The sequence below is a fragment of the Sphingomonas sp. H160509 genome, from assembly GCF_024124765.2.
GTDB lineage: Bacteria > Pseudomonadota > Alphaproteobacteria > Sphingomonadales > Sphingomonadaceae > Sphingomonas.
The window spans coordinates 1,275,785-1,297,421 of record NZ_JAMXSR020000002.1 but is presented as its reverse complement, the minus strand read 5'-3'; the positions used below and the strand labels follow the sequence as shown (position 1 = coordinate 1,297,421).

Genomic DNA, 21,637 nt, shown 5'->3' with positions numbered 1-21,637 from the left:
GGCCGGGGCTCAGTTGGGCGAACCGCAATAATTACATCGAAACGCTATCCCACCTGAGCCCCGGCCTTCGCCGGGGTGGTGGTTACTTGGCGAGCGTGGCCTCGCCCGAGATCGGCTGGACCGAGGCTGGCGCCGTCGCACCCGAGGCCACCACGATCCGGCCGACCTTCGGCGCAACCGTGGCACCCGGCATCGCCATCTGAGTCCCCTGGATGATGATCCGGTCGTTCGGCCCGATCCCCGAGCGCACGATGCGGAGGCCATCGACCACCGGGCCGAGTTCGACCGGCTTCTGGCTCACGACGTTCTTCGCATCGATCGTCAGCAGGACCTTCCGCGCCTGATCGGTCTGCACCGCATCGTCCGGCACCAGCAGGGCCTGCCGCGTTCCCGCACTGGCGAGGCGCATGTTGCCGAACATCCCCGGCGTCAGGAAATACCTCGGGTTGGCGAGCACCGCGCGGCCACGGATCGTGCCCGAGCGCTGGTCGAGGCCGTTGTCGGTGAAGTCGAGCTTGCCCTTCCAGCGATGCTCGGTCTCGTCCTGCAACTGGATCTCGACCGCGGCCGGCGTCGCGCCGGGCTGCCGTGCGCGCTGCGTCTTGAGGTACAGCGCTTCCGACCCATCGAACGTGAAGTATATCGGGTCGAGCGCGTTGATCGTCGTCAGCACCGTGCCGCCGGTGCCTTCGCCGCCCGCGACCTGGTTGCCCGCATCGACGCGCCGATCGGAAATCCGACCGCTGATCGGTGCGCGAACCTGCGTGAAGCCGACGTCCAAGGCGCGGGCGCGTTCGCGAGCCTGCGCCGCAGCGAGTGCGGCCTGCGCTGCTTCGAGCCGCCCGCGGAGGGCGTCGACTTCGCCTGCGGAGACCGCTTCGTCAGCGACGAGTCGCTGTGCGCGACCCAGATCGGTACGGGCCAGCGACAAGGCGCTGCGGGCGCTCGCGACGTTGGCATGTGCCTCGGCCAGAGCAGCAGCGAACGGGCGGGAGTCGATCGTGAAGAGCAACTGGCCCTTGCTGACGATCTCGCCGTCGCGGAAATGGATGCCGGTGACTTCGCCAGCGACGCGCGGACGGATCTCGACCGTCCGGCTCGGTGCGAAGCGGCCGACATAATCGTCCCATTCGCTGACCTGCCGCACCAGCGGCGACGCCACCGTGACGGAGGCGGGCGGGGGTGCCGCCATCGCCGCGTCGGGATGATCGAACAGCTTCACGCCGACCGCGCCGAGCAGCGCGATCGGCACGAGCACCATTGCGCCGCGCTGCCATGCCGGCCGTCGATGGCGGTCCGCAGGCGGCGACGCGACGACGTCGGCGTCGTTCGCGGCCGTGATCGTGGTAAGTTGGTTCACGCTGCGATGCTCCGCTTCTGCTGGATGCCGACGCGCATGCCGGTCACGCTCTCGACGAGCGTTTCGATCTGTGCCTCGGCAAAGCCGGCGGCGAGGAAGCCCTGGATCTCGGCCATCGGCAGCGCGAAGCCGCGACGCCAGGCGTACACGGCCATCCGCCGCAACGCCTCGAGCCGGGGGTCGGCGAGCCGCGACGCGGTGCTCAGCCCGAACAGGCTGCCCATCGCCCGCGACATACGGCTCGGGCCGGACAGGCTGCGCAGCGTGTCGCGCTTGGCGAGGGCGATGACGCTCCATTCCAGCGCGGAAAAGCCGGTCGGGGCAGGAGCCGTCACGGCCTGGGCGCGGCTGGTGACGGGCGAAGCGAACATGTTGTCGAGGTCGAGATAAGCCATGGGATTGTCCCCCTTTTGATCTTGGGCAAGCGCTGGCCTTCGTGGGTGGACGGTCCACCGACGTCAGCTGGTCGCGAGGCGTGCGCGGTCATTGCCGGCACATCACCGTGCCGCGCTTGCCCGCTTGGAATTTTCGAAAATCAGGCCGAAGCCGTCTTAGGTTTGAACCGTGGTCATGGGTTGGTGTCCCCGGGTGCCCCATCCGAAGTAGGAGAGAGCTTCGATACCAGTCGGTATATAAACCTGGCGTTCATCTAGTCAACAAGACTTTTGTACCGGCCGGTATTTTTTCCCGCGGCGCGGTAGAAAGCGTGTCTATTCGGTTGGCCACATGAGCATGCTCGTCTCGACGAGCTGCTGGAGCTCAATGCAGCTAGCGCCCGAGCCGGCCTGGATCGACAGCCCCTGCATGATCGCAAAAAAGGTAACGCATCAGCGCGTGCGACTCGAGACCGTCGGGGAACTCGCCCGCCGCCTTGGCTTCGTCGAACCGCTTCATCAGCGCGGCTTCGGACGACGCGCGACGCTTGGCGACCTCGGCCTTGATCGGCTCGGCTTCGGCACTGCACGCGACGCTGCTGATGACACTGAGACACCCCTTGGGATCGCAGGTGCTCATCTGCATCTGCAACGCACCGCGGAGCAGGTTTTCCGCTACGGCACGTGCAGTCGGCGCGTCGAGCGCGGACGTCATATAGGCCAGCTTCTCGCGCTCGTAGAGGTCGAGCGCCTTGTGGAACAGCGCCTCCCTTATTGCCGAACGCGGCGTAGAGGCTGGGCTTGGTGATCTTCATCTCGGCGGTCAGTTCCGCCATCGATGCGCCCTCGTAGCCGTTGCGCCAGAACACGCGCAACGCACCCGCCAGCGCTTCGTCGAGATCGAACTCGCGGGGGGCGGCCCTTGGGGGGCGGTGAGCGTGCAAAGCCTATTCATACCGTTCGGTATATAGTGAGAGCGCGCAAAAGGTCCAGTGACTGGAATATGTTGCCGGGGACGCTCACCGACCGACGGCGGTGTAGGCGAACCCGGCCTGCTCGACGTCGGCGCGCTGATAGACGTTGCGCAGGTCGACCATCACCGGCCCGGCCATCACGCGCTTCAACCGTGCGAGATCGAGCGCGCGATAGGCATCCCATTCGGTCACGATCACGACCGCGTCGGCACCCTCGGCCGCGTCATAGGCGTCGGTGCAGTAGACGAGGTCGGGCATCATCGCCTTCGCGGGCGCCATCCCTTCGGGATCGTGCGTGCGGACCGTCACGCCGGCGTCCGCAAGCGCGGTCGCGATCGCGAGACTGGGGGGCGTCGCGCATGTCGTCGGTGTTCGGCTTGAACGTTAGGCCGAGCAGCGCGACGGTCTTGCCACGCGGATTGTCGCCCAGCGCGTGCAGGACCTTCCGCCCCATCGCGCGCTTGCGGCTGTCGTTCACCTTCACGACGGCTTCGACGATGTGTACCGGGGTGTCGTAATCCTCGGCGGTCTTGAGCAGCGCCAGCGTGTCCTTGGGGAAGCACGAGCCGCCATAGCCCGGCCCGGCGTGGAGGAATTTCTTGCCGATCCGGTTGTCGAGCCCGATCCCGCGCGACACGTCCTGCACGTCGGCGCCGACCGCCTCGCACAGGTCCGCGATCTCGTTTATGAAGGTGATCTTGGTCGCGAGGAACGCGTTGGCCGCGTATTTGATCAGCTCCGACGTGCGACGTCCGACGAACAGGATCGGCGATTCGTTGAGGTAGAGCGGACGATAGACGTCGCGCATGACCTGCTTGGCGCGCTCGTCCTCGGTGCCGATGACGATGCGGTCGGGGCGCTTGAAGTCGCCGATCGCGGCGCCTTCGCGCAGGAATTCGGGGTTCGAGACGACCGCGACGTCAATGTCGGGACGCTTCTCGCGCAGGATCGCCTCGACTCGGTCACCGGTGCCGACGGGGACGGTCGACTTGGTCACGACCACGGTCGGGCCGGTGACCGCGGCGGCGATCTCTTCGGTGGCGGCGAACACGTAGCTGAGGTCGGCATGGCCGTCGCCGCGCCGCGATGGCGTGCCGACCGCGATGAAGATCGCGTCGGCGCCGGCGACCGCGCTGGCGAGATCGGTGGTGAAGGTCAGCCGCCCCGCGGCAACGTTCGACGCGACGAGCTGATCGAGGCCGGGCTCGAAGATCGGCATGCGGCCGGCATGCAGCGCATCGATCTTCGACTGGTCCTTGTCGACGCAGATCACGTCATGGCCGAAATCCGAAAAGCAGGCGCCGGACACCAGGCCGACATAGCCAGAACCGATCATCGTGATGCGCATGGACGTTCCCCGTAAAAGCCGCGCGACCTATCGAGACTAATGCGCGCGGGTGCAAGCTGGCGGGCGCAACCAAAGCGGAGCATACCGGTTGAAACTTCGACCAAATGGCAGCGCAACACAGGAGAGAGACGATGGCTGACGACTTCAAGCAGGCAGTCGATGACGGTGCGAACGCAAGCAAGGCGGCAACCGACCGCGCGGCGGATGCGGCCAAGGGCGCGGCGGACGCGATGCGCGAGAATGCCGGGAAGGCGCGCGATGCGTTCTCGGAGAAGGTCGTCGATCCGGCGCGGCGTGCAGGCGAGGCGATGAAGGAGTCCGGCGGCAAGATCGCCGAGGGTGGCGCGACGATCGGCAAGGCGATGATCGACCAGGCCGAGCAGAATGCGCGCGAGGCCTTCGCGGCGATGCGCGAAGCGGCGAGCGCCAGCGACCTGACCCAGGTGATGAAGATCCAGGGCGATTATCTGCGCGAGCAGAGCCAGCGGAGCATGAGCCAGGCACGCGAGATCGGCGAGCTGATCATGAAGTTCGGCAAGGACGCGGTCGCACCATTGCAGGGCGGCGGAATCAAGTAAGCCGACCGGCCAATACGCCGCTCTTCGTTTCGGGTGGAGCGGCGTACGGACGAGCAAGAACGCCGCCGCTCCGACACTATGACGGAGCGGCGGCGGACCAGCCTCAACTAATTCGCGCTTAGACGAACAGTCCCACCAGCCAGTACGTGCCAGCACCGATCAGCCCTGCCGCGGGCAGCGTCAGGGTCCATGCCACCACGATGTTGCTTGCGACGTTCCAACGGACGGCGGACAGGCGCCGCGCCGCGCCGACGCCGACGATCGAGCCGGTGATGGTATGCGTCGACGATACGGGGATGCCCCAGAAGGTCGCCGCAAACAGCGTGATCGCGCCGCCGGTCTCTGCGCAGAAGCCTTGTGCCGGGGTAAGACGGGTGATCTTCGAGCCCATCGTGTGGACGATCCGCCAGCCGCCCGACAGCGTGCCGAGCGCCATCGCCGCCTGGCAGGACAGCACGACCCAGAGCGGGACGTGGAACTCACCGCCGAGCATCTTTTGCGAATATAGCAGCACGGCGATGATCCCCATCGTCTTCTGCGCGTCGTTGCCGCCGTGGCCGAGCGAGTAGAGCGCGGCCGAGATCAGCTGGAGCTTGCGGAAACGCTTGTCGACGCCGAGCGGGGTGAGCTTGAGGCTGGTCCACGCGACGGCGAGCACCAGTACCAGCGCGAGCATCAGGCCGATCGCGGGCGACGCGAAGATCGCGAGAACGGTCTTGATGACGCCGCTCCAGACGATCGCGCCGAAGCCGACCTTGGCGATGCCGGCGCCCAAGAGCCCGCCGATCAGCGCATGGCTGCTGCTCGACGGGATGCCGAGCACCCAGGTGATGACGTTCCACGCGATCGCGCCCATCAGCGCGGCGAAGATCACCTGAGCGTCGATGACGTGCGCCTGGACGATGCCGGTGCCGACGGTCTGCGCGACGTGGAGGCCGAACACCGCGAACGCGATGAAGTTGAAGAACGCGGCCCACAGGACGGCGTATTGGGGTTTCAGCACGCGGGTGGAGACGACGGTGGCGATCGAGTTCGCCGCGTCGTGGAGGCCGTTCAGGAAGTCGAACAGCAGCGCGATGCCGATGAGACCGATGAGGAAGGGAAGGGAGAGGATCATGCGGTTGCCCCCCTATCCGCTACCGCTTCACCCCCGGCGAAGGCCGGGGTCCAATTGGAAGGGTTGCAGCAACGGAACGTCGCCCTTCGTTATTGCCGTCCCCCAATTGGGCCCCGGCCTTCGCCGGGGGAGCTTCGTGGAAGCTCTCGGACTCAAACACATCAAGCATGGTCGATGACCAGCCCCTGGATCTCGTTCGCGACATCCTCGAAGCGGTCGACGATCTTTTCCAGGCTGCTGTAGATTTCGCGGTTGATGATGAACGTCATCGGGTCCGCGCTGATCTTCGAGGCCTGGAACAGCGCGCGCAGGCCCGTGTCGTGAATATCGTCGGCATGACCCTCGATCTGGATCAGTCGCGCGGTCAGGTCGTGCAACCGGCCTGCGTTGGTGCCGAGCGACCGCAGCAGCGGAATCGCCTCTGCCGTAATCCGTGCGGCCTCGACGATGATCCCCGCCATGTCGCGCATCTGCGGCGAGAATTCGGTGACCTCGTACAGCGCGATCGCGTTGGCGGTACCGTTCATCTGGTCGATCGCGTCGTCCATCACGCCGATCAAATCCGTGATCGCGCTGCGGTCGAATGGCGTGACGAACACCCGGCGCACGTCCTGCAACACCTCCCGCGTGATATCGTCGGCCTCGTGCTCGCGCTTGACGATCTCGGCGATCTGGCCCTCGATCGAGCCTTCGCCGTGGAGCAGCCGTGCGAGCGCATCGGCGCCGGCGACCAAAGTCGCGGCATGCGCGTCGAACAGTTCGAAGAACCGTCCCTGCTTCGGCATCAGCGACTGGAACCAGCCCAGCATCGGAATTCTCCTTTTCGCACTCGTGCGCACGACGGGTAAGATACGTTGCGCGAGCGACGCCGGGATCGGCGGCTCACGGAAAGCAGCGATCAGCGCCTTCAGGCCGGGCTCATTGACAGCCTCCGCCGCGCGATCAAGCGTAAACCAGCGTGTGTCGCGTTGATGACGCTCAGGCCAGTCCTCCACCTGCTCGACGAATGCGAGCGGAAACACGGTGACGATCATGTCGCGGTAGCGGCCGGTGCGGCGGCGTTTGCGATAGGCGAATTGTCCCACGGGCGAGGGGCAGGGGATGCCGCGGATGCCGGCTTCCTCATACGCTTCCTGCGCGGCCGCCTCGTGGCTGGCGAGGCCGACAATGGGGTTACCTTTGGGGATCACCCAGCGCCCGGTGTCGCGCGAGGTGATCAGCATCACGCGGGCGTGGCCGGCTTCGTCGATCACATAGGGAAGTGCGCCGATCTGCTCGATGGTCCGAGTCCTCGCACCCGCAGAATCGCGGGGAAAGTCGGGAGCTTATACTCGGTTCTTACGCAAGGATAGCGGCGCGGCGGAGAGTTTTCGAACCATCCCCGCGGGTCCATTTCTGTCCCATTGCCGGACGCCGCTACCTTTAACCACCTTTGTCACTGGTCGAATTGGTAAACGCGCCGTTAACGTTTGCATCATGACCAGACGCCTAGTCCTCACCAACGAAGCCGCCCGCCATCCGATGCGCCGTTCGCTGCCGCCACCGGTCATCGCGAGCGCAAGGAACGACGATCAGGATGTGAAGCTTTTCCTGCTCAGCTTCGCCGCGTTCTTCACGTGCTTCTACAGCTTCATTTTCTGAGATTGAACTGTCGATCCTCCCCCGTCAGGGGGAGGTGGCTGGCTTGCCAGACGGAGGGGGGGAGGAAAGGAAAACATGCGTCCCGTGTCCTCCCCCTCCGTCACCTTCGGCGACACCTCCCCCTGGCGGGGGGATTTTCAGTGTCGAAGCGTCGGCAAACACCCGATCGCGTCGTCGTCGCAGGCCCGGTGCAGCTTCTGCGCGAGCCACGCCGAGACGAGGCACATCGCCGCGACGAGAAACAGCATGTCCTCGGGCGTGACACCCATCGCGGTGATGCCGATAACGAGGATCGAGCCGATCGTCATCGCGCCCGAGTTGACGACGTTGTTCGCCGCCACGGTGCGCGCCGTCTGGTCCTTCTCGACGGTGGTCGTGAGGAACGCATAGAGCGGCACGACGAACATCCCGCCGGTGATCGCGATCGCCAGCAGCGTCGCGAGCACGGGGATCGCACCCGGCTGATGGATGAAACCGGCCCAGTCGTAATAATGCCCCGGAGCCGCGGGCGTCCAGTTGCGCGCGAGGAACGAGAACAGCACGACGAACCCGCCCATCGCGATCACCGACGCAGGCGAGAACTTCGCGGAAATCCGCCCGCGCAGCATCGAGTTGATCACCACCGAGCCGATCGCAACCCCGACCGAGAACACCGCGATGACGAAGCTCGCGACTCGCTCGTCGGCGGTCAGCACGTTCTTTACCAGTGGTGGGAAGACGATGATCAGCACCGCGCCGATCGTCCAGAAGAAGCTGATCGCGACGATCGCGAGGAACAGGCGGGGGATATGCAGCGTCGCGCTGATCAGCCGCCACGACGCTGTGAACGGGTTGTAGTCGAGCTTCAGCGGCGGGCCTTCGCGCGGTGCTGGGGGCACCTGCCGGCCGGAGAACCAGCCGATCACGGCAACGATCAAAACGCTGGCAGCCGCACCCTCGATCGGGATCCAGCCGGCGGTGACCGTGCCCAGCAGGATCGCGAGATACGTCCCGGCCTCGACCAGCCCAGTGCCGCCGAGCACGTCGCACGGTTTCAAATGCTGCGGCAGGATCGCGTATTTGATCGGTCCGAAGAAGGTCGAGTGCACGCCGAGGCACAGCACCGCGCCGAGCATCAGCCCGATCCCCAGCGACGGATGCCCTGCGCGTGCGACCATCAGGCCGGTCGCGCCGAGCAGCATGATGCCGATCTCGACCGTCTTCACGATCCTGATGATCCGCGCCTTGTCTTCGCTGTCCGCTAACTGCCCGGCGAGCGCGGACAGCAGGAAGAACGGCAGGATGCCGAGTCCCGTCGCCAACGCGTTGAAATTGGCCTCCATCTTCGGATCGTTGAAGACGGCATAGGTAGCGAACAGGACCATCGAGGTCTTGAACAAATTATCGTTGAACGCGCCGAGAAACTGCGTGGTGAACAGGGGCAGGAAGCGACGTTGCTTCAGCAACCCGAGGGCATTGAGCATGACGGGAAATAGCCCTGATCGTTGCGGTAATGTGTCGAACCCTTAGCGGAGCGTCATCCGCACGCCAACGTTAAACCGGTTTCGCCCCGCGACCGACCGGTATAGGGGTGGTGGGTGCTGAGCTTGCCTAACCTCCTGACATTGTCGCGGATCGTCGCGGTGCCCCTGCTGGTCTGGTTCCTGTGGTGGCCCGACTGGGAGGCAGGGTACGGCATCGCCTTCGTGCTGTACTGCCTGATGGGCATCACCGATTATTTCGACGGGTATCTCGCGCGGTCGAGCGGCGCCGTGTCGCGATTGGGGATTTTCCTCGATCCGATCGCGGACAAGATCATGGTCGCCGCGGTGATCCTGATCCTGGTCGGCACGCGCGATATTGCCGGCATCCATGTTATCGCCGCGCTGGTGATCCTGTTGCGCGAGATTGCGGTGTCGGGATTGCGCGAGTTCCTGGCGCAGGTGCAGGTGTCCGTGCCGGTTTCGCAGTTGGCGAAGTGGAAAACGACGTTGCAACTCGTGTCGCTCGGCGGAATCATCCTTGGCGGTTCGGTGCCCGAAATGGTCTGGGTCCATACCGTCGGCATCGTTTCGCTTTGGGGCGCGGCCGTCCTTACGTTGCTGACCGGGTGGGATTATCTCCGCGTCGGCCTGAAGCACATGGACTGAAAATGACGGTACGGATGGTGTATTTCGCCTGGGTGCGTGAGCGTATCGGCATGGGCGAAGAGTCGGTCGAGCCGCCGGCAAGCGTCGTGACGGTGGCGGATCTGGTCGACTGGCTGGCCGAGACCAGCCCGGCGCATGCGGGAGCTTTCGAGAACCGTTCGCGGTTGCGTGCCGCGATCGATCAGGATTTCGTGCCGCTCGATACGCGGATCGGTCACGCACAGGAGATCGCAATCTTCCCACCGGTGACGGGCGGATGATCCATATCTCGGTCCAGCAATTGCCGATCGATATCGCTGGGGAGATGACGCGCGCGGAAGCGGCAGGGGCGGGCGCGGTGGCGACGTTCACCGGGCTGGTGCGTGCCGACGACGGGGTGGGGACGCTCGAGCTCGAACATTATCCCGGCGCGACCGAGGCGGCGTTGCTCAAGGTTGCGGAGGGTGCGATCGAGCGTTGGTCGCTGAGTGCGGCGATCATCGTACACCGCGTCGGGCCGATGCATCCGGGCGAACGGATCGTGTTCGTCGCTGCGACGGCGGAACATCGCGGCGCCGCGCTCGAGGCCTGCGCGTATCTGATCGACCGGCTGAAGACCGATGCGCCGTTCTGGAAGCGCGAGACGCGCGGTATCGAAGCTAGCTGGGTCGAAGCACGTGATGGCGACCATGCCGCCGCGGCACGCTGGGATATGTCGAAGGGCTAACCCAAAGCGTGTTCTCCCGCGAAGGCGGGAGCCCAGACTGGATCCCCGCCTTCGCGGGCAAACAAAGTAGTGCGGGCCGCGCTCCCGGATGGGATAGCGGCCCGCCGTCACATCAGCCGAGCTTCGGAACGCTCATGCCGTTGGTGAGATGAACGACGCCGTTCGTCTCCTTGATGTCCGCCGTATCGACGTACGACTTGATACCAGCCGTGTCGGTCAACTCGATGTTGCCGTTCGGCCCAAGCCCTGCGATCAGCGGCTGGCCTGCCAGCGTCGTCAGCGTGGCCTTGCCACCGCCCGCGGTGATCTGGGCCTTCAACTGGTCCGCGGTCAGCGCGCCGGCGACCACGTGATACTTGATGATCGTCGCCAGCGTCGGTGCCGACTCAGGCTTCAATAGCGTGTCGAGCGCACCGGCGGGCAGGCGCGTGAAGGCCTCGTCGCTCGGTGCGAACAGCGTGTACGGGCCAGGACCTGCGAGCGTCGCTTGCAGCTTCGCGGCGGTCACCAGCTTTGCCAACGTTGCGCGGTTCGGCAGCGTCGGCAGTGCAGCGGCGATCGTCGTCGTTGCCGCAGCAGTCGGGGCGACAGGCGCGCCGGGCTGTTGCGGAGCAACCGCGGTACCGGGTGCCGCCGGAGTGGTTGGCGTCGCCGGCATCGCCGTCTGCAGTGCGATCGGTGCCGCAGTCCGCGGCGCGGTCGGCGCTGCCGTCTGGGCAGTCGCACCGGTTGCAATAAACAGGCTCGTTGCCGCAGCAATCATAAGGTGGATCTTAACAGTCATCTGCAACTCCAGAGATTGTGATTGGGACGGATGAAACTCGAACGATGGAATTTGGGGATAGAGGCGGCGATCTCAACTATTTCACCGACAGACCGTACCGACTATACGATGAACCGAGCCTGGCTAACTCAGATTTAGCTCAGTTTAGGGACGATCACGCCATTTACGACGTGCACGACGCCGTTCGACTGGCGGACATCTGCCGTCTCGACATAACTCTTGTTACCGTTGACGTCGGTCAACGCGATGACCGCGCCCACCATGGTCGCAGTGATCGGGTCACCCTCAACCGTGGTCAACGTCGCGGTACCGCCACCGGCCGCGATGCGCTGGCGCAGATCGTCGGCAGTGATGACGCCCGGCACGACGTGATACGTCAACACCTTGGTCAACGAGGCCTTATTCTCTGGCTTCAGCAACGTGTCGACCATGCCCGGTGCGAGCCGTCCGAACGCATCGTTGGTCGGGGCGAATACGGTGAAGGGGCCGGGGCCGGACAGCGTGCCGACCAGGTCCGCGGCCTTCACCGCGGCAACCAGTGTCGACAGGTTAGGCGCCGCCGAGGCGTTGTCGACGATCGTCCGCGTCGCCATCATCGGCACGCCGCCGACGGTCGGATTGGCGACTGCGGGCGGCCCGTTCGGTACCGCCAGCGCAGGATTCGCGGGCGTCGTAGAGGCGCTGGCCACGTCGTCCTTGGATTTGCCGCTGCACGCGGCGAGTGCCAGCGCGCTGGTCATCAGCAGCAGTGGAAGCGTCTTCGACATCGTTCGATCTCCAGCGGGAACTGGGAAACATACGATCGAAGGCCGAGTTGGTTGCGCAAGCGTGTCGATCTCGGGATGGGGTGAAGACCGAGCGCGCCCAGTTCGCAACGGTCTCCCATCCCTGAAAGGGAGGGGCAGGGGGTGGGTCGGCTTCCGCATCTTGGACCGTCAGCAACACAAGCTGGCCGACCCACCCCCAACCCCCTCCCTTTCAGGGATGGGGGCAGAAGCAAGGGCGGGGCGCTACGACAGTGCAGTTACTGAACGTCCGCCAGTGCCTTCGCCATCAACCGAAAGTCCTTCTCTCGCGGACTCGCGCGGCGCCAGACCAGCGCGATCTTGCGTACGGCATTGATCTCGTCGAGCGGACGCGCGGTTATGCTAGTGTTGTCGAGGATGCCCGCCTTGATTGCCATTTCAGGCAGCATCGTGATGCCAAGGCCGTTATCGACCATCTGCACGATCGTATGCAGCGACGTGCCCAGCATGGTCGCCTCCGCGCGAAGCTCGGGCCGGTTGCACGCGCCGAGCGCATGATCCTTCAAACAATGCCCGTCCTCGAGCAGCAGCAGCCGCGTCTCGTCGATCGCCGACGCCGGAATTGCGGGCAGTGCGGTGGGTTGCTCGCCCGACGGATAGGCAACGAACAGCCGGTCCTCAAACAGCGTCTCCGACGTAACCTCGCCGCAGGCATAAGGGAGGGCGAGCAGCACGCAGTCGGTCCGGCCATTGTGCAACCCCTCGCACGCCGGGCCACTCGGCTCCTCGCGCAGGAACAGCTTCAGATCCGGATAATCCTTCCGCAACCGCGGCAGGATACGGGGCAGCATGAACGGCGCGATCGTCGGGATGACGCTCATCCGCATGTCGCCGGACAAGGGCTGGCCGGCGGCACGCGCCATGTCGCCCAGTTCCTCCGCCTCGCGCAGCACGCGCCGTGCCTTGTCGGCGATCCCGTCGCCCAGCGGCGTGAACCGCACGACTCGCCGGGTGCGCTCGACCAACACCACGCCGATCAGCGTTTCCAGCTCGCGCAGGCCCGCCGACAGCGTCGATTGCGTCACGAAACACGCTTCCGCGGCGCGTCCGAAATGGCCGTGGTCCTTCAGCGCAACAAGATATTGCAACTGTTTCAACGTGGGTAGGTAGGTCGCAGCCATTAATCGCCTCTATCGATCATCAGATGATAAATAGAGCGTTGGATCGATTACACCAGCCCCCATATACCGCATCGCACAACGACCGAGCGGGACAACCGCCGCGCTTGAGGATGCCTGGAGCCAAGTTTATTTCCAGGAGGCTTCCATCATGTTGACCATCGGCGACCAGTTCCCATCGATGACCATTCCCGTCCAGCAGGGCATTGCAGCGCTGCCCGCCGGCGAGACGCTCGACCTGACGACGGCATATCCCGGCAAGTGGAAGGTGCTGTTCTACTGGCCGAAGGACTTCACCTTCGTGTGCCCGACCGAGATCGTCGGCTACAGCGACATCCGCGGCGATTTCGAGGACCGCGACGCTGTCCTGATCGGCGCGTCGACCGACACCGCGCACGTCCACCTCGCCTGGCGCAAGTCGGACGCGGACCTTGCCGCCACGGACTTCCCATGGCTCGCGGATAACGGCGCCAAGCTCGCCGACGCGCTCGGCATCGTCGACAAGAACGAGCATGTCGCGTTCCGTGCGACGTTCATCATCGATCCGGACAACGTCATCCAGGCGGTCCAGGTCAACGGCCTGAACGTCGGCCGCAACCCCGCCGAGACGCTCCGCGTGCTCGACGCGCTGCAGACCGACGAGCTCTGCCCGTGCAACTGGAACAAGGGCGACGACGTCCTCCAGCTCGCCGCGTAACTAAAACTCCCCTCCCCGCTTGCGGGAGGGGTTGGGGGAGGGCGTGTCCACACGGACCGCCCTCTCTTTTTTGTCTCCAGTCCCTCCCCCGACCCCTCCCGCAGGCGGAAGGGGAGCAGAAGGAAGTAAGATATGTCGCTCAAGGAATTCGCCGGGACACTCCCGGACTACGCCAAGGACATCCGCCTCAACGTCGGCTCGCTGCTGAACGAGACGCACCTCACCGATCAGCGCAAATACGGCCTGCTGCTCACCTGCGCGCACGGCTCGGGATACAAGCCGCTGGTCGAAGCCGCCGAGGCCGAATGCGCCCCGAAGCTCTCGCCCGAGGCCGCCAACGCAGCGCGCGCGGCGGCTGCGGTGATGGCGATGAACAACGTCTATTACCGGTTCACGCACCTCGCCGGGAACCAGGAATACCGCAACATGCCCGCCAAGCTGCGCATGAACGTGATCGGCCAGCCGGGCATCGACAAGGTCGATTTCGAGCTGTTCAGCCTGGCCGTGTCGGCGATGAACGGCTGCGGCATGTGCATCGACAGCCACGAGCAGATTTTGAAGAAGGCCGGCGTTACGGCCGAGGCGATCCAGACGTCGGTACGGATCGGCGCGGTGATGGCGGCGGTTGCGACGGTCCACGCGACGTTGTGACTTCTGTTCCCCTCCCGCAAGCGGGAGGGGAGTTTGTCAGTGCCAGATCGCCCGGTACAGCCCAAACAAGCTCGTGATCGTCAGGATCACGCCGACCAAGACCATCAACGTCTTCGCTGGCACGCGCTTCGCCAGCATCGCCCCGAACGGGGCTGCCAGCACGCCACCAATCAGCAGCCCGACCGTCGCCTGCGTAAACGCCGCCCAGCCGAGCTGCGTGATGAACGTCGCCGAGATCGTCGCGGTCAGGAAGAATTCCGCGGTGTTCACCGTACCGATCGTCGTGCGCGGCGATGCGCCCTGCACCAGCAGGTTCGACGTCACCACCGGCCCCCAGCCGCCACCGCCCGCGGCATCGAGAAACCCGCCGACCAGCCCGAGCGGCTCGACGATCTTCGGCTCCTTCTGCTTCGGCGGATAGCGAAGCCCGCGGTACAGCAGGTACACGCCGATCGACGTCAGATACGCCAGGATGAACGGTTTCGCCGTGCTCGCATCGATGTTCGACAGCACGTACGCGCCCAGCACGCCGCCGATCACGCCCGGGATCATCAGCCGCAGGAACAGCGCCCAGTTGACGTTCTTGTGCAGCACATGGCTGATCCCCGACACCGCCGTCGTGAAGGTCTCGACGGTGTGCACGCCCGCCGATGCCGCAGCTGGTGGCACGCCGACCCACAGCAGCAACGTGTTCGAAATCACCCCGAACGCCATCCCCAGCGCGCCATCGACGATCTGCGCGGCGAACCCGACCAGGATGAAGGGCAATAGCGTTTCGAAGCTCAAGGTCGTCAGGTCGAACATCGGCATCCCCTCAATATCGTGCGCAGAGTGCAACGCGCGGGCTTATCCCACAACAAAGATAGGCTTTACCCCGATCCCGATGCGTTGAGGCGGCCCTTGCGTGCGGTTCTGGAAATCGGCGGTTCGATACCCTAGATACGGAAATCGCGAAGGGGACTGCGGATGTCGAGCGGATTACTGGCCTATCTGGATTCGATCCGCGCCCGCGATCCCGCCCCGCATTCGCGCGCAGAAATCATGCTGTACCCCGGCGTCTGGGCGCTCGGCTATCACCGGATCGCGCACCGCCTGTACAAGGCGAAACTCTATTTCCTCGCGCGGTGCGTCAACCACTGGTCGCGCTTCGCCACCGCGATCGACATCCATCCGGGCGCGACGATCGGCCGCAATTTCTTCATCGACCACGGCTTCGTGGTGATCGGCGAGACCGCGGAGATCGGCGACGACGTCACGATCTACCAGTGCGTCACGCTGGGCGGCACCAGTCCGGACAACGGTGTGCAGGGCAAGCGCCACCCGACCATCTCCGACGGCGCGATCATTGGCTCGGGTGCGCAGGTGCTGGGCCCAATCACGCTCGGCAAGCGCTCGCGGGTCGGCGCCAACGCGGTGGTGACGCGTGACGTGCCGGCGGGCACGACGGTGGTCGGCATCCCCGCGCGCGCGACGACGATCGAGGGCGGCAACGCGCCCGAGGTGCCACGCTTCGTGCCCTACGGTACGCCGTGCAGCGAGATGTTCGATCCCGCGACGCAGAAGATGGAGATCATGCGCTGCGAGCTGGAGACGATGCGCAAGCGGCTCGACGCGCTGCTCGCCGAAGATCATCCAGAGGACCGCCGCGACCGCGCATGATGGTGAGTAACTGATGGGCGTCGTACCTTTTCCCACACCGTCCAAGGCGACGCAGGTCGGCTTCGAACGCCTCGAACTGAACCGGATCCTGGATCTCTACGGGCGGATGGTCGCGGCAGGTCATTGGCGCGACTATGCGATCGATCTCGGCAAGGATGCCGCGGTGTTCGCCGCCTTTTGCCGCGCCGCCGAACGGCCGGAGTTCAGGATCGAGAAACGGCCTTCGCTGCGTAACAAGCAGGGGATGTGGGCGCTGATCGGCGAGGGCGGCGCGGTGGTAAAGCGCGGGCACGAACTGGGGCCGGTGCTAGCCCCGGTCGAGCGCCGTTTCATGAAGTTGGTCGAGGACTGAGCAAACCCAACGATCCTCCCCCGCCAGGGGGGGTGGCTGGCCCTTGCCAGACGGAGGGGGAGGAAAGGGAAACGTAGGTTCCGTATCCTCCCCCCTCCGTCGCTTCGCGCCACCTCCCCCTGGCGGGGAGGATCGATTTGCCTGCCCACTCACAATGAGCGGACCGGCATCTCATAAGATCAAAGCCCCCACGACAGTCGGATATACCCGAACTGCCCCGGCACGTCGTACGTGCTCGGGTCGTAGTTCGGCCCGGTGCAGCTGAAGCACGCCGGCGGGTCCTGATTGAAGACGTTGTTCACGCCGATCGTCAGCCCCAAGCGATTCTCCAGCCAGCCCGGCGACAGCGTAACCTGCACGTCACCGTAGAAGGTGTTGTCGAGTTTCTTGCCGTCCGCTTCCTTCACGCTCTTGATGTAGCGGCCGGTGAACGACGCGCGCGCCATGCCGATGTCCCAGTCGACGACCGCATTGCCCTTGAACTTCGGATAGGACTGCTCGGGCGAGCCACGCGTCGTACCCTGGTAATTGGTGGTGGTGAAGCCGACGGTCGCCGGGAAGCTCTCGGCGTATTTCAACAGGATGTTGCCGTTGAGCGAGAGCCCGAACGTGCCCGCCGAGGTCTGCGGCGAGCGATAGACCGCGGTCACGTCGACGCCGCGGGTGCGGATGCCGCCGATGTTCTGCAACTGCGCGTTGATCCGCGAGATGATCCCGTTGGGCGTGCGGGAGATCGCCGCACAGCTAAGGGCGTCCGCCGCCTGCGAACAGCGGCTGAGCGTCAGCGTCGCGTCGGTCGCCGCGATCGCGTCGTCGACCTTGATGTCGTAATAATTGCCCTCGATGCTCAGCTGGCTGGCGATCCCGCTGGTCCGGGCCCAGCTCGGCGCATACACCGCGCCGAACAGCCATGTCCGCGACGTCTCGGGCTTCAACGCCTCATTGCCGCCGGTCAGCACGCTCAGCTGTCCGCCATTCGGCTCCTGATAGCTGCCGTTCGCGGGTACGCCGTTGGCGATGCAGTTGGCGCGGACGGTCGCGGACGACTGGAACGGCGATCCGGCGACGTTGGTGCAGGGGTCGTCAATCGCGGCGTCGGACCGCGATGCCGCGCCGAACAATTCGCCGATGCTCGGTGCGCGGAAGCCCTGCGCATAGGAGGCGCGCAACAGCAGGTCGCTGAACGGCTTCCACAGGCCGCTGCCGGTATAGGTCGTGTTGCTGCCGCTGATCGAATAGTTCGAATGCCGCACCGCGCCGCCGATTTCGAGCGACTGGATGAGCGGCGTGTTGTGGATCAGCGGTACCCGCAACTCGGCATAGACTTCGTCCGAGTTGAAGTGCCCACGCGCCGGTTGCGCCGGGATATCCGCGCCGAGCCCTGCGGTGATCAGCGGATCGGGCGTGAAGCTGCCATATTGGACGCGGTGCTCATAGCCCGCGGCGAGACCAACGGCGCCGGCGGGAAGGTCGAACAGGTCGCCCGAGATATTGGCGGTATAGTCCTCCAGGCTCTGCGAACTGCGCGCACGCTCATCGAACGCGATGTAACCGAGCATCGCCGGCGTGACCGATCCTGCGCCACCGAAGATGTTGAACGGTACGCATGCCCCGGTGCAGTTTGCGACCGGGCCTAGTGCCTGGGCCAGATTGGCCGCGTTGATGTTGCCCGTGAACAGCTGCTTGGCGTCGTTGAAGCCGAGGACCGCATTCACGTCCCAGTAGAATTTGTGGCTGCCGACGTTGAACGAGCCATCGAGCGTGGCGGTCGCCGACATCGTGTCGACAGTCTGCGAATAGGTCCGCTGGCCAGCCTCGACGAGGCGACGACGCACCGTCGAATAGTTCGCCGGACCATTGCCCGCGCCGCCCGCCGACAGCGTGTAGCCGAACGGATTATACGGGTTGGTGGCATCGACCGAGATCGTGTCGAGCAGGTTGCCGTTGCCAGCGTCCGGCCCGATCACGAGCGGCAGGAACGCCGCCTGATTCTGCGAATTGCGTCGCGTGTAGTTCATCTTCACGCGCAGGTTCACGTTGTCGGTGAGTTCCTGCTTGGCGCTGACGAAGAAGCCGTAGCGCTCGGACGGGGTCAGGAAATAGTTAAACGGCGAGAAGTTGAAGCGGTCGGCGGACGTGAATTCCTTGAAATCGCTGTTCGGGCCGGTCGGATTGGCGGCGTCGTAGCGTGGCCGACCGAGGATGGGGGGCGGACTTCAGCGTCAGGTTCCGGCCACCGACCTGGAAGAATCCGTTGGGGGTAGCGCCCGAACAACCACCAATGACGTCCGAGCAACTTGTCTGGCCAGGGTTGGGGAACTGCGAAATCTTTCGATCGCGCGTGCTGACCGACTCCTGCTTCACGTAGCTGCCGCCGAACACCACGCTCGTCCGCGGCGCCTGGATGCCGTAGCTGACGTTATAGTCCTGGGTATGGCCGTCGCCCTGCCGGAACGTGCCGAACTGCGCGGAGGCCTTGAGGCCCTTCTGCTGCGATTTGGTGATGATGTTGACGACGCCGGCCAGCGCGTCCGATCCGTAAAGCGGCGACTGGCCCGACTGGAGGATTTCGATCCGCTCGATCGAGCCGACCTGGATCGTGTTGAGATCGACCGTCGAGGGAATGCCGCTCGCCGATGCGCCGTTGACGAAGCGAAGCCCGTCGACCAGCACCAGCGTCCGCTTGGCCGTCAGATAGCGCAGGTCGATCTCGGCCGACCCTGCACCGACGCCACCGCCGTCGGGCGGATTGCCGATGTTACCCGAATTGTTGACCTTCGAATTGAGCCCGCCGGCCGCGCTTGGCAGCCGCTGGAGAACGTCGGCGACCGACGAAAGCCCGGTGCGCTGGATCGACTGCGCATCGACCGTGACGACGGGGGAGGGCTGGTCGAGCGGACTGCGGCGAATGCGCGATCCGGTCACGACGATCTCATCTCCGCCAGCCTGGTCTACGGATGGATCGGCGGCCTGCACGCCCTCGGCGGTCGGTGTCGTCACCGATTGTGCGAAGGCCGGCATCGCTGTCAGCATCGCCACCAATGCCAACCCGCTGGCGCCGGCATATTTGCTCGCGCCCGTGAACGTCTTGAACCCACGCTTCAACATTTTTCCCCTTGTCCGCGCCCCAGCAAACATCCGCTCTCTTATCTTATGTGTGCGAATGATGGCTCACGGGCGTAACGAAGCAAGGGAAGATTGCGCGATACGACAATTTTGTTGCGATATGTGTCCTGCGTGTTGCGCGCAGGACACGCAGGTGATCAGACTAAAACGGGTGCCGCGGCGCGATCCGCTTCCCCGAACACCCGCAGGTACCGCGCGATCTCCGTGGGTTCGCCCGTCGCCTTCGCCGGATTGTCGGACAGTTTTACCGCCGGGCGGCCATTCGCGGCGATCACCTTGCAGACCAGCGAGATCGGCTCCAGTGCCGCCGCGCCATCGGGATCGCAGCCGCGGAAGTCGTTGGTCAGGTTGGTCCCCCAGCCAAAGCTCATCCGCACGCGGCCGTGAAAATGGCGATACGTCTGCTCGATCGTGTCGATGTCCATCCCGTCGGAGAAGATCAGCAGCTTGGTCTTGGGATCGACACCCTGCTGCTCCCACCAGCGGATGATCTGCTCGCCGCCCGCGATCGGCGGCGCGCTGTCGGGACGGAAGCCGGTCCACTCCGCCAGCCAGTGCGGTGCGTTGCGCAGGAACGCGGTCGTCCCGAACGCGTCGGGGAGGGCGATCAGCAGATTGCCGTTATAATGTTGCCGCCAATGCTCGAGCACGCGGTACGGCGCTTCGGCGAGGTCTGCGTCGCTGTTCGCCAGCGCGGCGGTGACCATCGGCAGCTCGTGCGCGTTCGTGCCGATCGCCTCCAGGTCGGCGTCCATCGCCAGCAGCACGTTCGACGTACCGATGAACCGGTCGCCGAGCCCTTCCTTCAGCGCCTCGACGCACCAGCGCTGCCACAGGAACCCGTGCCGCCGCCGCGTGCCGAAGTCCGACAGCACGAGGTCGGGCAACTCGCGCAGCCGCTCGACCTTCTCCCACAATTTGGCCTTGGCGCGCGCGTAGACGATGTCGAGCGCGAACCGGCCGCGATCACGCAGGGCGGCGCGGGACTTCAGTTCGTTGATGATCGTCAGCGCGGGGATTTCCCACATCGTCGTGTGGCTCCACGGCCCTTCGAAATGCAGTTCATACTGCCCGTCGACCTTGCGCAGATCGTATGCCGGCAGCTGGAACTCCGCGAGCCACGCCAGGAACTCCGGCCCGAACATCTTCTGCTTGCCGTAGAAGCTGTTGCCCGCGAGCCAGATCAGCTCCTTCTTCGCGAACCGCAGCGTGCGCGCGTGATCGAGCTGCGCACGCAGTTCGGCCTCGTCGACGATCTCCGCCAGCCGCACCGTTTTGGTCCGGTTGATCAGCGCGAAGGTGGCGTTGACGTCGGGATAGGCCTGCCGGATCATCTGCAACATCAACAGCTTGTAGAAATCGGTATCGAGCAGGCTGCGGACGATCGGATCGAGCCGGAAATTGTGGTTGTACGTCCGGGTGGCGATATCGGTCACGGCCATGCGCATGGGCTCCTGCGTTGCGTAGGGGCCGGGTGTCCGAGAAGACGCGTTTGTGTCAAGCAGCGGGCAAGGGAGATGGGCGATGGCGCGGTTCGTGGTCGTGGTGGATACGCAGTGGGATTTCATGGCGGGCGAGGGCGCGCTGAGCGTGGCGGGGGCGGCGGATTTGGTCGCGCCGATGCAGGCGTGGCTATCGGCTCTCACGCCTGACGAAGTTGCCGGTGTCCTGTTCACGTTCGACACGCATTTCGCCGAGACCTACGCCGCGTCGCCCGAGGCGCAGATGTTTCCGATCCACTGCGTGCGGGGGACGCGAGGGTGGGGCAACATGCTCGACGTCGCGCTGGTCGACCCGGCGATCCCGGCGTGGCGGATCGAGAAGGGGGTGTTCGATATGTGGGCCGAACCGGGTCTGGCGATCGAGGATGCGCGGGATGCCGAGAGGCCGACTATTGAGCGCGAGGCGTTTTTCGCGGCGTTGGCGGCAAGTGGCGTTACCGAGGTCACGGTAATCGGTGTCGCGGCGGATTACTGCGTCCGTTGGGCGGTCGATGGACTACTCGCGCGGGGTTTCGTGGTGACCGTGCCGGCGGGCCTCACGCGCGGTATCGAGCGACAGATCGACGCGGTTGCCGCGGAAGATTTTGCAGGGGGCGGGGCTGATCGTCGAACGGGCCAGTACGCCGAACGCAGCGTAAGATTGTTCTCCCGCGAAGGCGGGAGCCCAGGCTGGGTCCCCGCCTTCGCGGGGAAACATGCTAGTGCCGACTGCCGG

General features: G+C 65.1%; 21 protein-coding genes and 3 pseudogenes. 10 read left to right on the top strand and 14 right to left on the bottom strand.

All coding sequences use genetic code 11. The features are described 5' to 3' along the window. Nucleotides 1-82 precede the first annotated feature (82 nt). The 4 genes and pseudogenes from NHF48_RS08035 to NHF48_RS08020 form a co-directional block, all read right to left on the bottom strand. On the bottom strand, nt 83-1,360 hold the full coding sequence (locus NHF48_RS08035; protein ID WP_446741128.1) for an efflux RND transporter periplasmic adaptor subunit: 1,278 nt from the start codon (nt 1,358-1,360) through the stop codon (nt 83-85). Next, on the bottom strand, nt 1,357-1,755 hold the full coding sequence (locus tag NHF48_RS08030) for a hypothetical protein (RefSeq protein ID WP_253070793.1): 399 nt from the start codon (nt 1,753-1,755) through the stop codon (nt 1,357-1,359). Before NHF48_RS08030 ends, NHF48_RS08035 begins: the two co-directional genes overlap by 4 nt. A gap of 315 nt (nt 1,756-2,070) precedes the next feature. Next, nucleotides 2,071-2,689 (bottom strand): annotated as a pseudogene (locus NHF48_RS08025) (TetR/AcrR family transcriptional regulator). Nucleotides 2,690-2,753: 64 nt separating this feature from the next. Then, nucleotides 2,754-4,056 (bottom strand): annotated as a pseudogene (locus NHF48_RS08020) (UDP-glucose dehydrogenase family protein). Nucleotides 4,057-4,187: 131 nt separating this feature from the next. On the opposite strand from NHF48_RS08020, the gene NHF48_RS08015 reads away from it, so the two are divergent. Further along, nucleotides 4,188-4,634, top strand: a complete 447-nt coding sequence (locus NHF48_RS08015) for a phasin family protein (protein WP_056057723.1) — start codon at nt 4,188-4,190, stop codon at nt 4,632-4,634. A gap of 118 nt (nt 4,635-4,752) precedes the next feature. On the opposite strand, the gene NHF48_RS08010 is transcribed toward NHF48_RS08015, so the two are convergent. Together NHF48_RS08010 and NHF48_RS08005 are read right to left on the bottom strand one after the other, a co-directional pair. After that, complete coding sequence (locus NHF48_RS08010) at nt 4,753-5,751, bottom strand: inorganic phosphate transporter (RefSeq protein WP_253070792.1); 999 nt, start codon at nt 5,749-5,751, stop codon at nt 4,753-4,755. 161 nt (nt 5,752-5,912) lie between these two features. Then, nucleotides 5,913-7,031 (bottom strand): DUF47 family protein, encoded by a 1,119-nt coding sequence (locus tag NHF48_RS08005; protein WP_056057730.1) that lies wholly within the window; start codon nt 7,029-7,031, stop codon nt 5,913-5,915. A gap of 196 nt (nt 7,032-7,227) precedes the next feature. Between NHF48_RS08005 and NHF48_RS08000 the strand changes: the two genes are divergently transcribed. Further along, the gene (locus tag NHF48_RS08000; protein ID WP_165895150.1) at nt 7,228-7,392 is read left to right on the top strand and encodes a hypothetical protein; all 165 of its coding nucleotides are present in this window, start codon (nt 7,228-7,230) and stop codon (nt 7,390-7,392) included. Between the two features lie 137 nt (nt 7,393-7,529). Here NHF48_RS08000 and NHF48_RS07995 read toward each other — a convergent pair whose 3' ends face one another. Further along, complete coding sequence (locus NHF48_RS07995; protein WP_056057732.1) at nt 7,530-8,855, bottom strand: MFS transporter; 1,326 nt, start codon at nt 8,853-8,855, stop codon at nt 7,530-7,532. A gap of 114 nt (nt 8,856-8,969) precedes the next feature. Here NHF48_RS07995 and pgsA point away from each other — a divergent pair, with 114 nt between their 5' ends. Genes pgsA through NHF48_RS07980 form a run of 3 tightly spaced genes read left to right on the top strand, consistent with a single transcriptional unit; the run spans nt 8,970 to nt 10,227 of the window. Continuing rightward, entirely contained in the window at nt 8,970-9,521 is a 552-nt protein-coding gene (gene pgsA / locus NHF48_RS07990) for a CDP-diacylglycerol--glycerol-3-phosphate 3-phosphatidyltransferase (protein WP_253070791.1), read from the top strand. Nucleotides 9,522-9,523: 2 nt separating this feature from the next. Next, a complete protein-coding gene (moaD, locus tag NHF48_RS07985) occupies nt 9,524-9,781 on the top strand; it encodes a molybdopterin converting factor subunit 1 (protein WP_253070790.1) in 258 nt (85 codons plus the stop codon). Continuing rightward, a complete protein-coding gene (locus tag NHF48_RS07980; protein WP_253070789.1) occupies nt 9,778-10,227 on the top strand; it encodes a molybdenum cofactor biosynthesis protein MoaE in 450 nt (149 codons plus the stop codon). Before moaD ends, NHF48_RS07980 begins: the two co-directional genes overlap by 4 nt. A gap of 112 nt (nt 10,228-10,339) precedes the next feature. Here the strand turns inward: NHF48_RS07980 and NHF48_RS07975 are convergent, their stop codons facing one another. The 3 genes from NHF48_RS07975 to NHF48_RS07965 form a co-directional block, all read right to left on the bottom strand. Further along, nucleotides 10,340-11,011: a fasciclin domain-containing protein gene (locus NHF48_RS07975; RefSeq protein WP_253070788.1), complete on the bottom strand. Its 672-nt coding sequence runs from the start codon at nt 11,009-11,011 to the stop codon at nt 10,340-10,342. A gap of 134 nt (nt 11,012-11,145) precedes the next feature. After that, entirely contained in the window at nt 11,146-11,778 is a 633-nt protein-coding gene (locus NHF48_RS07970) for a fasciclin domain-containing protein (protein ID WP_167397686.1), read from the bottom strand. A gap of 257 nt (nt 11,779-12,035) precedes the next feature. Next, nucleotides 12,036-12,938: a hydrogen peroxide-inducible genes activator gene (locus NHF48_RS07965; RefSeq protein WP_253070787.1), complete on the bottom strand. Its 903-nt coding sequence runs from the start codon at nt 12,936-12,938 to the stop codon at nt 12,036-12,038. A gap of 148 nt (nt 12,939-13,086) precedes the next feature. Between NHF48_RS07965 and NHF48_RS07960 the strand changes: the two genes are divergently transcribed. Continuing rightward, nucleotides 13,087-13,632 (top strand): peroxiredoxin, encoded by a 546-nt coding sequence (locus tag NHF48_RS07960; RefSeq protein WP_253070786.1) that lies wholly within the window; start codon nt 13,087-13,089, stop codon nt 13,630-13,632. A gap of 132 nt (nt 13,633-13,764) precedes the next feature. Beyond that, a complete protein-coding gene (locus NHF48_RS07955; protein WP_056057750.1) occupies nt 13,765-14,283 on the top strand; it encodes a carboxymuconolactone decarboxylase family protein in 519 nt (172 codons plus the stop codon). Between the two features lie 36 nt (nt 14,284-14,319). Here NHF48_RS07955 and NHF48_RS07950 read toward each other — a convergent pair whose 3' ends face one another. After that, nucleotides 14,320-15,087, bottom strand: coding sequence for a sulfite exporter TauE/SafE family protein (locus NHF48_RS07950; RefSeq protein ID WP_446741127.1), 768 nt, complete (start codon nt 15,085-15,087; stop codon nt 14,320-14,322). A 162-nt stretch (nt 15,088-15,249) separates the two neighbouring features. Between NHF48_RS07950 and epsC the strand changes: the two genes are divergently transcribed. Together epsC and NHF48_RS07940 are read left to right on the top strand one after the other, a co-directional pair. Then, nucleotides 15,250-15,942: a serine O-acetyltransferase EpsC gene (epsC, locus tag NHF48_RS07945; protein WP_253070784.1), complete on the top strand. Its 693-nt coding sequence runs from the start codon at nt 15,250-15,252 to the stop codon at nt 15,940-15,942. Between the two features lie 13 nt (nt 15,943-15,955). Continuing rightward, on the top strand, nt 15,956-16,294 hold the full coding sequence (locus tag NHF48_RS07940) for a DUF2794 domain-containing protein (protein ID WP_253070783.1): 339 nt from the start codon (nt 15,956-15,958) through the stop codon (nt 16,292-16,294). Nucleotides 16,295-16,473: 179 nt separating this feature from the next. On the opposite strand, the gene NHF48_RS07935 is transcribed toward NHF48_RS07940, so the two are convergent. From NHF48_RS07935 to pncB, 3 genes are all read right to left on the bottom strand, one after another. After that, a complete protein-coding gene (locus tag NHF48_RS07935) occupies nt 16,474-18,330 on the bottom strand; it encodes a TonB-dependent receptor domain-containing protein (protein WP_253070782.1) in 1,857 nt (618 codons plus the stop codon). A 67-nt stretch (nt 18,331-18,397) separates the two neighbouring features. Further along, a complete protein-coding gene (locus NHF48_RS07930) occupies nt 18,398-19,402 on the bottom strand; it encodes a TonB-dependent receptor plug domain-containing protein (protein ID WP_253070781.1) in 1,005 nt (334 codons plus the stop codon). 155 nt (nt 19,403-19,557) lie between these two features. Then, entirely contained in the window at nt 19,558-20,862 is a 1,305-nt protein-coding gene (gene pncB, locus NHF48_RS07925; protein WP_253070780.1) for a nicotinate phosphoribosyltransferase, read from the bottom strand. A gap of 82 nt (nt 20,863-20,944) precedes the next feature. On the opposite strand from pncB, the pseudogene NHF48_RS07920 reads away from it, so the two are divergent. Next, nucleotides 20,945-21,451 (top strand): annotated as a pseudogene (locus NHF48_RS07920) (cysteine hydrolase family protein); the annotation flags it as partial. Nucleotides 21,452-21,637: the final 186 nt, after the last annotated feature.

Bases quoted from the DNA above. Each gene is read 5' to 3' on its own strand.
- NHF48_RS08030 (WP_253070793.1), bottom strand. From the start codon at position 1,755: ATGGCTTATCTCGACCTCGACAACATGTTCGCTTCGCCCGTCACCAGC.
- NHF48_RS08015 (WP_056057723.1), top strand. From the start codon at position 4,188: ATGGCTGACGACTTCAAGCAGGCAGTCGATGACGGTGCGAACGCAAGC.
- NHF48_RS08010 (WP_253070792.1), bottom strand. From the start codon at position 5,751: ATGATCCTCTCCCTTCCCTTCCTCATCGGTCTCATCGGCATCGCGCTG.
- NHF48_RS08000 (WP_165895150.1), top strand. From the start codon at position 7,228: ATGACCAGACGCCTAGTCCTCACCAACGAAGCCGCCCGCCATCCGATG.
- NHF48_RS07995 (WP_056057732.1), bottom strand. From the start codon at position 8,855: ATGCTCAATGCCCTCGGGTTGCTGAAGCAACGTCGCTTCCTGCCCCTG.
- moaD (WP_253070790.1), top strand. From the start codon at position 9,524: ATGACGGTACGGATGGTGTATTTCGCCTGGGTGCGTGAGCGTATCGGC.
- NHF48_RS07980 (WP_253070789.1), top strand. From the start codon at position 9,778: ATGATCCATATCTCGGTCCAGCAATTGCCGATCGATATCGCTGGGGAG.
- NHF48_RS07975 (WP_253070788.1), bottom strand. From the start codon at position 11,011: ATGACTGTTAAGATCCACCTTATGATTGCTGCGGCAACGAGCCTGTTT.
- NHF48_RS07970 (WP_167397686.1), bottom strand. From the start codon at position 11,778: ATGTCGAAGACGCTTCCACTGCTGCTGATGACCAGCGCGCTGGCACTC.
- NHF48_RS07965 (WP_253070787.1), bottom strand. From the start codon at position 12,938: ATGGCTGCGACCTACCTACCCACGTTGAAACAGTTGCAATATCTTGTT.
- NHF48_RS07960 (WP_253070786.1), top strand. From the start codon at position 13,087: ATGTTGACCATCGGCGACCAGTTCCCATCGATGACCATTCCCGTCCAG.
- NHF48_RS07955 (WP_056057750.1), top strand. From the start codon at position 13,765: ATGTCGCTCAAGGAATTCGCCGGGACACTCCCGGACTACGCCAAGGAC.
- NHF48_RS07950 (WP_446741127.1), bottom strand. From the start codon at position 15,087: ATGTTCGACCTGACGACCTTGAGCTTCGAAACGCTATTGCCCTTCATC.
- epsC (WP_253070784.1), top strand. From the start codon at position 15,250: ATGTCGAGCGGATTACTGGCCTATCTGGATTCGATCCGCGCCCGCGAT.
- NHF48_RS07940 (WP_253070783.1), top strand. From the start codon at position 15,956: ATGGGCGTCGTACCTTTTCCCACACCGTCCAAGGCGACGCAGGTCGGC.
- NHF48_RS07930 (WP_253070781.1), bottom strand. From the start codon at position 19,402: ATGTTGAAGCGTGGGTTCAAGACGTTCACGGGCGCGAGCAAATATGCC.
- pncB (WP_253070780.1), bottom strand. From the start codon at position 20,862: ATGGCCGTGACCGATATCGCCACCCGGACGTACAACCACAATTTCCGG.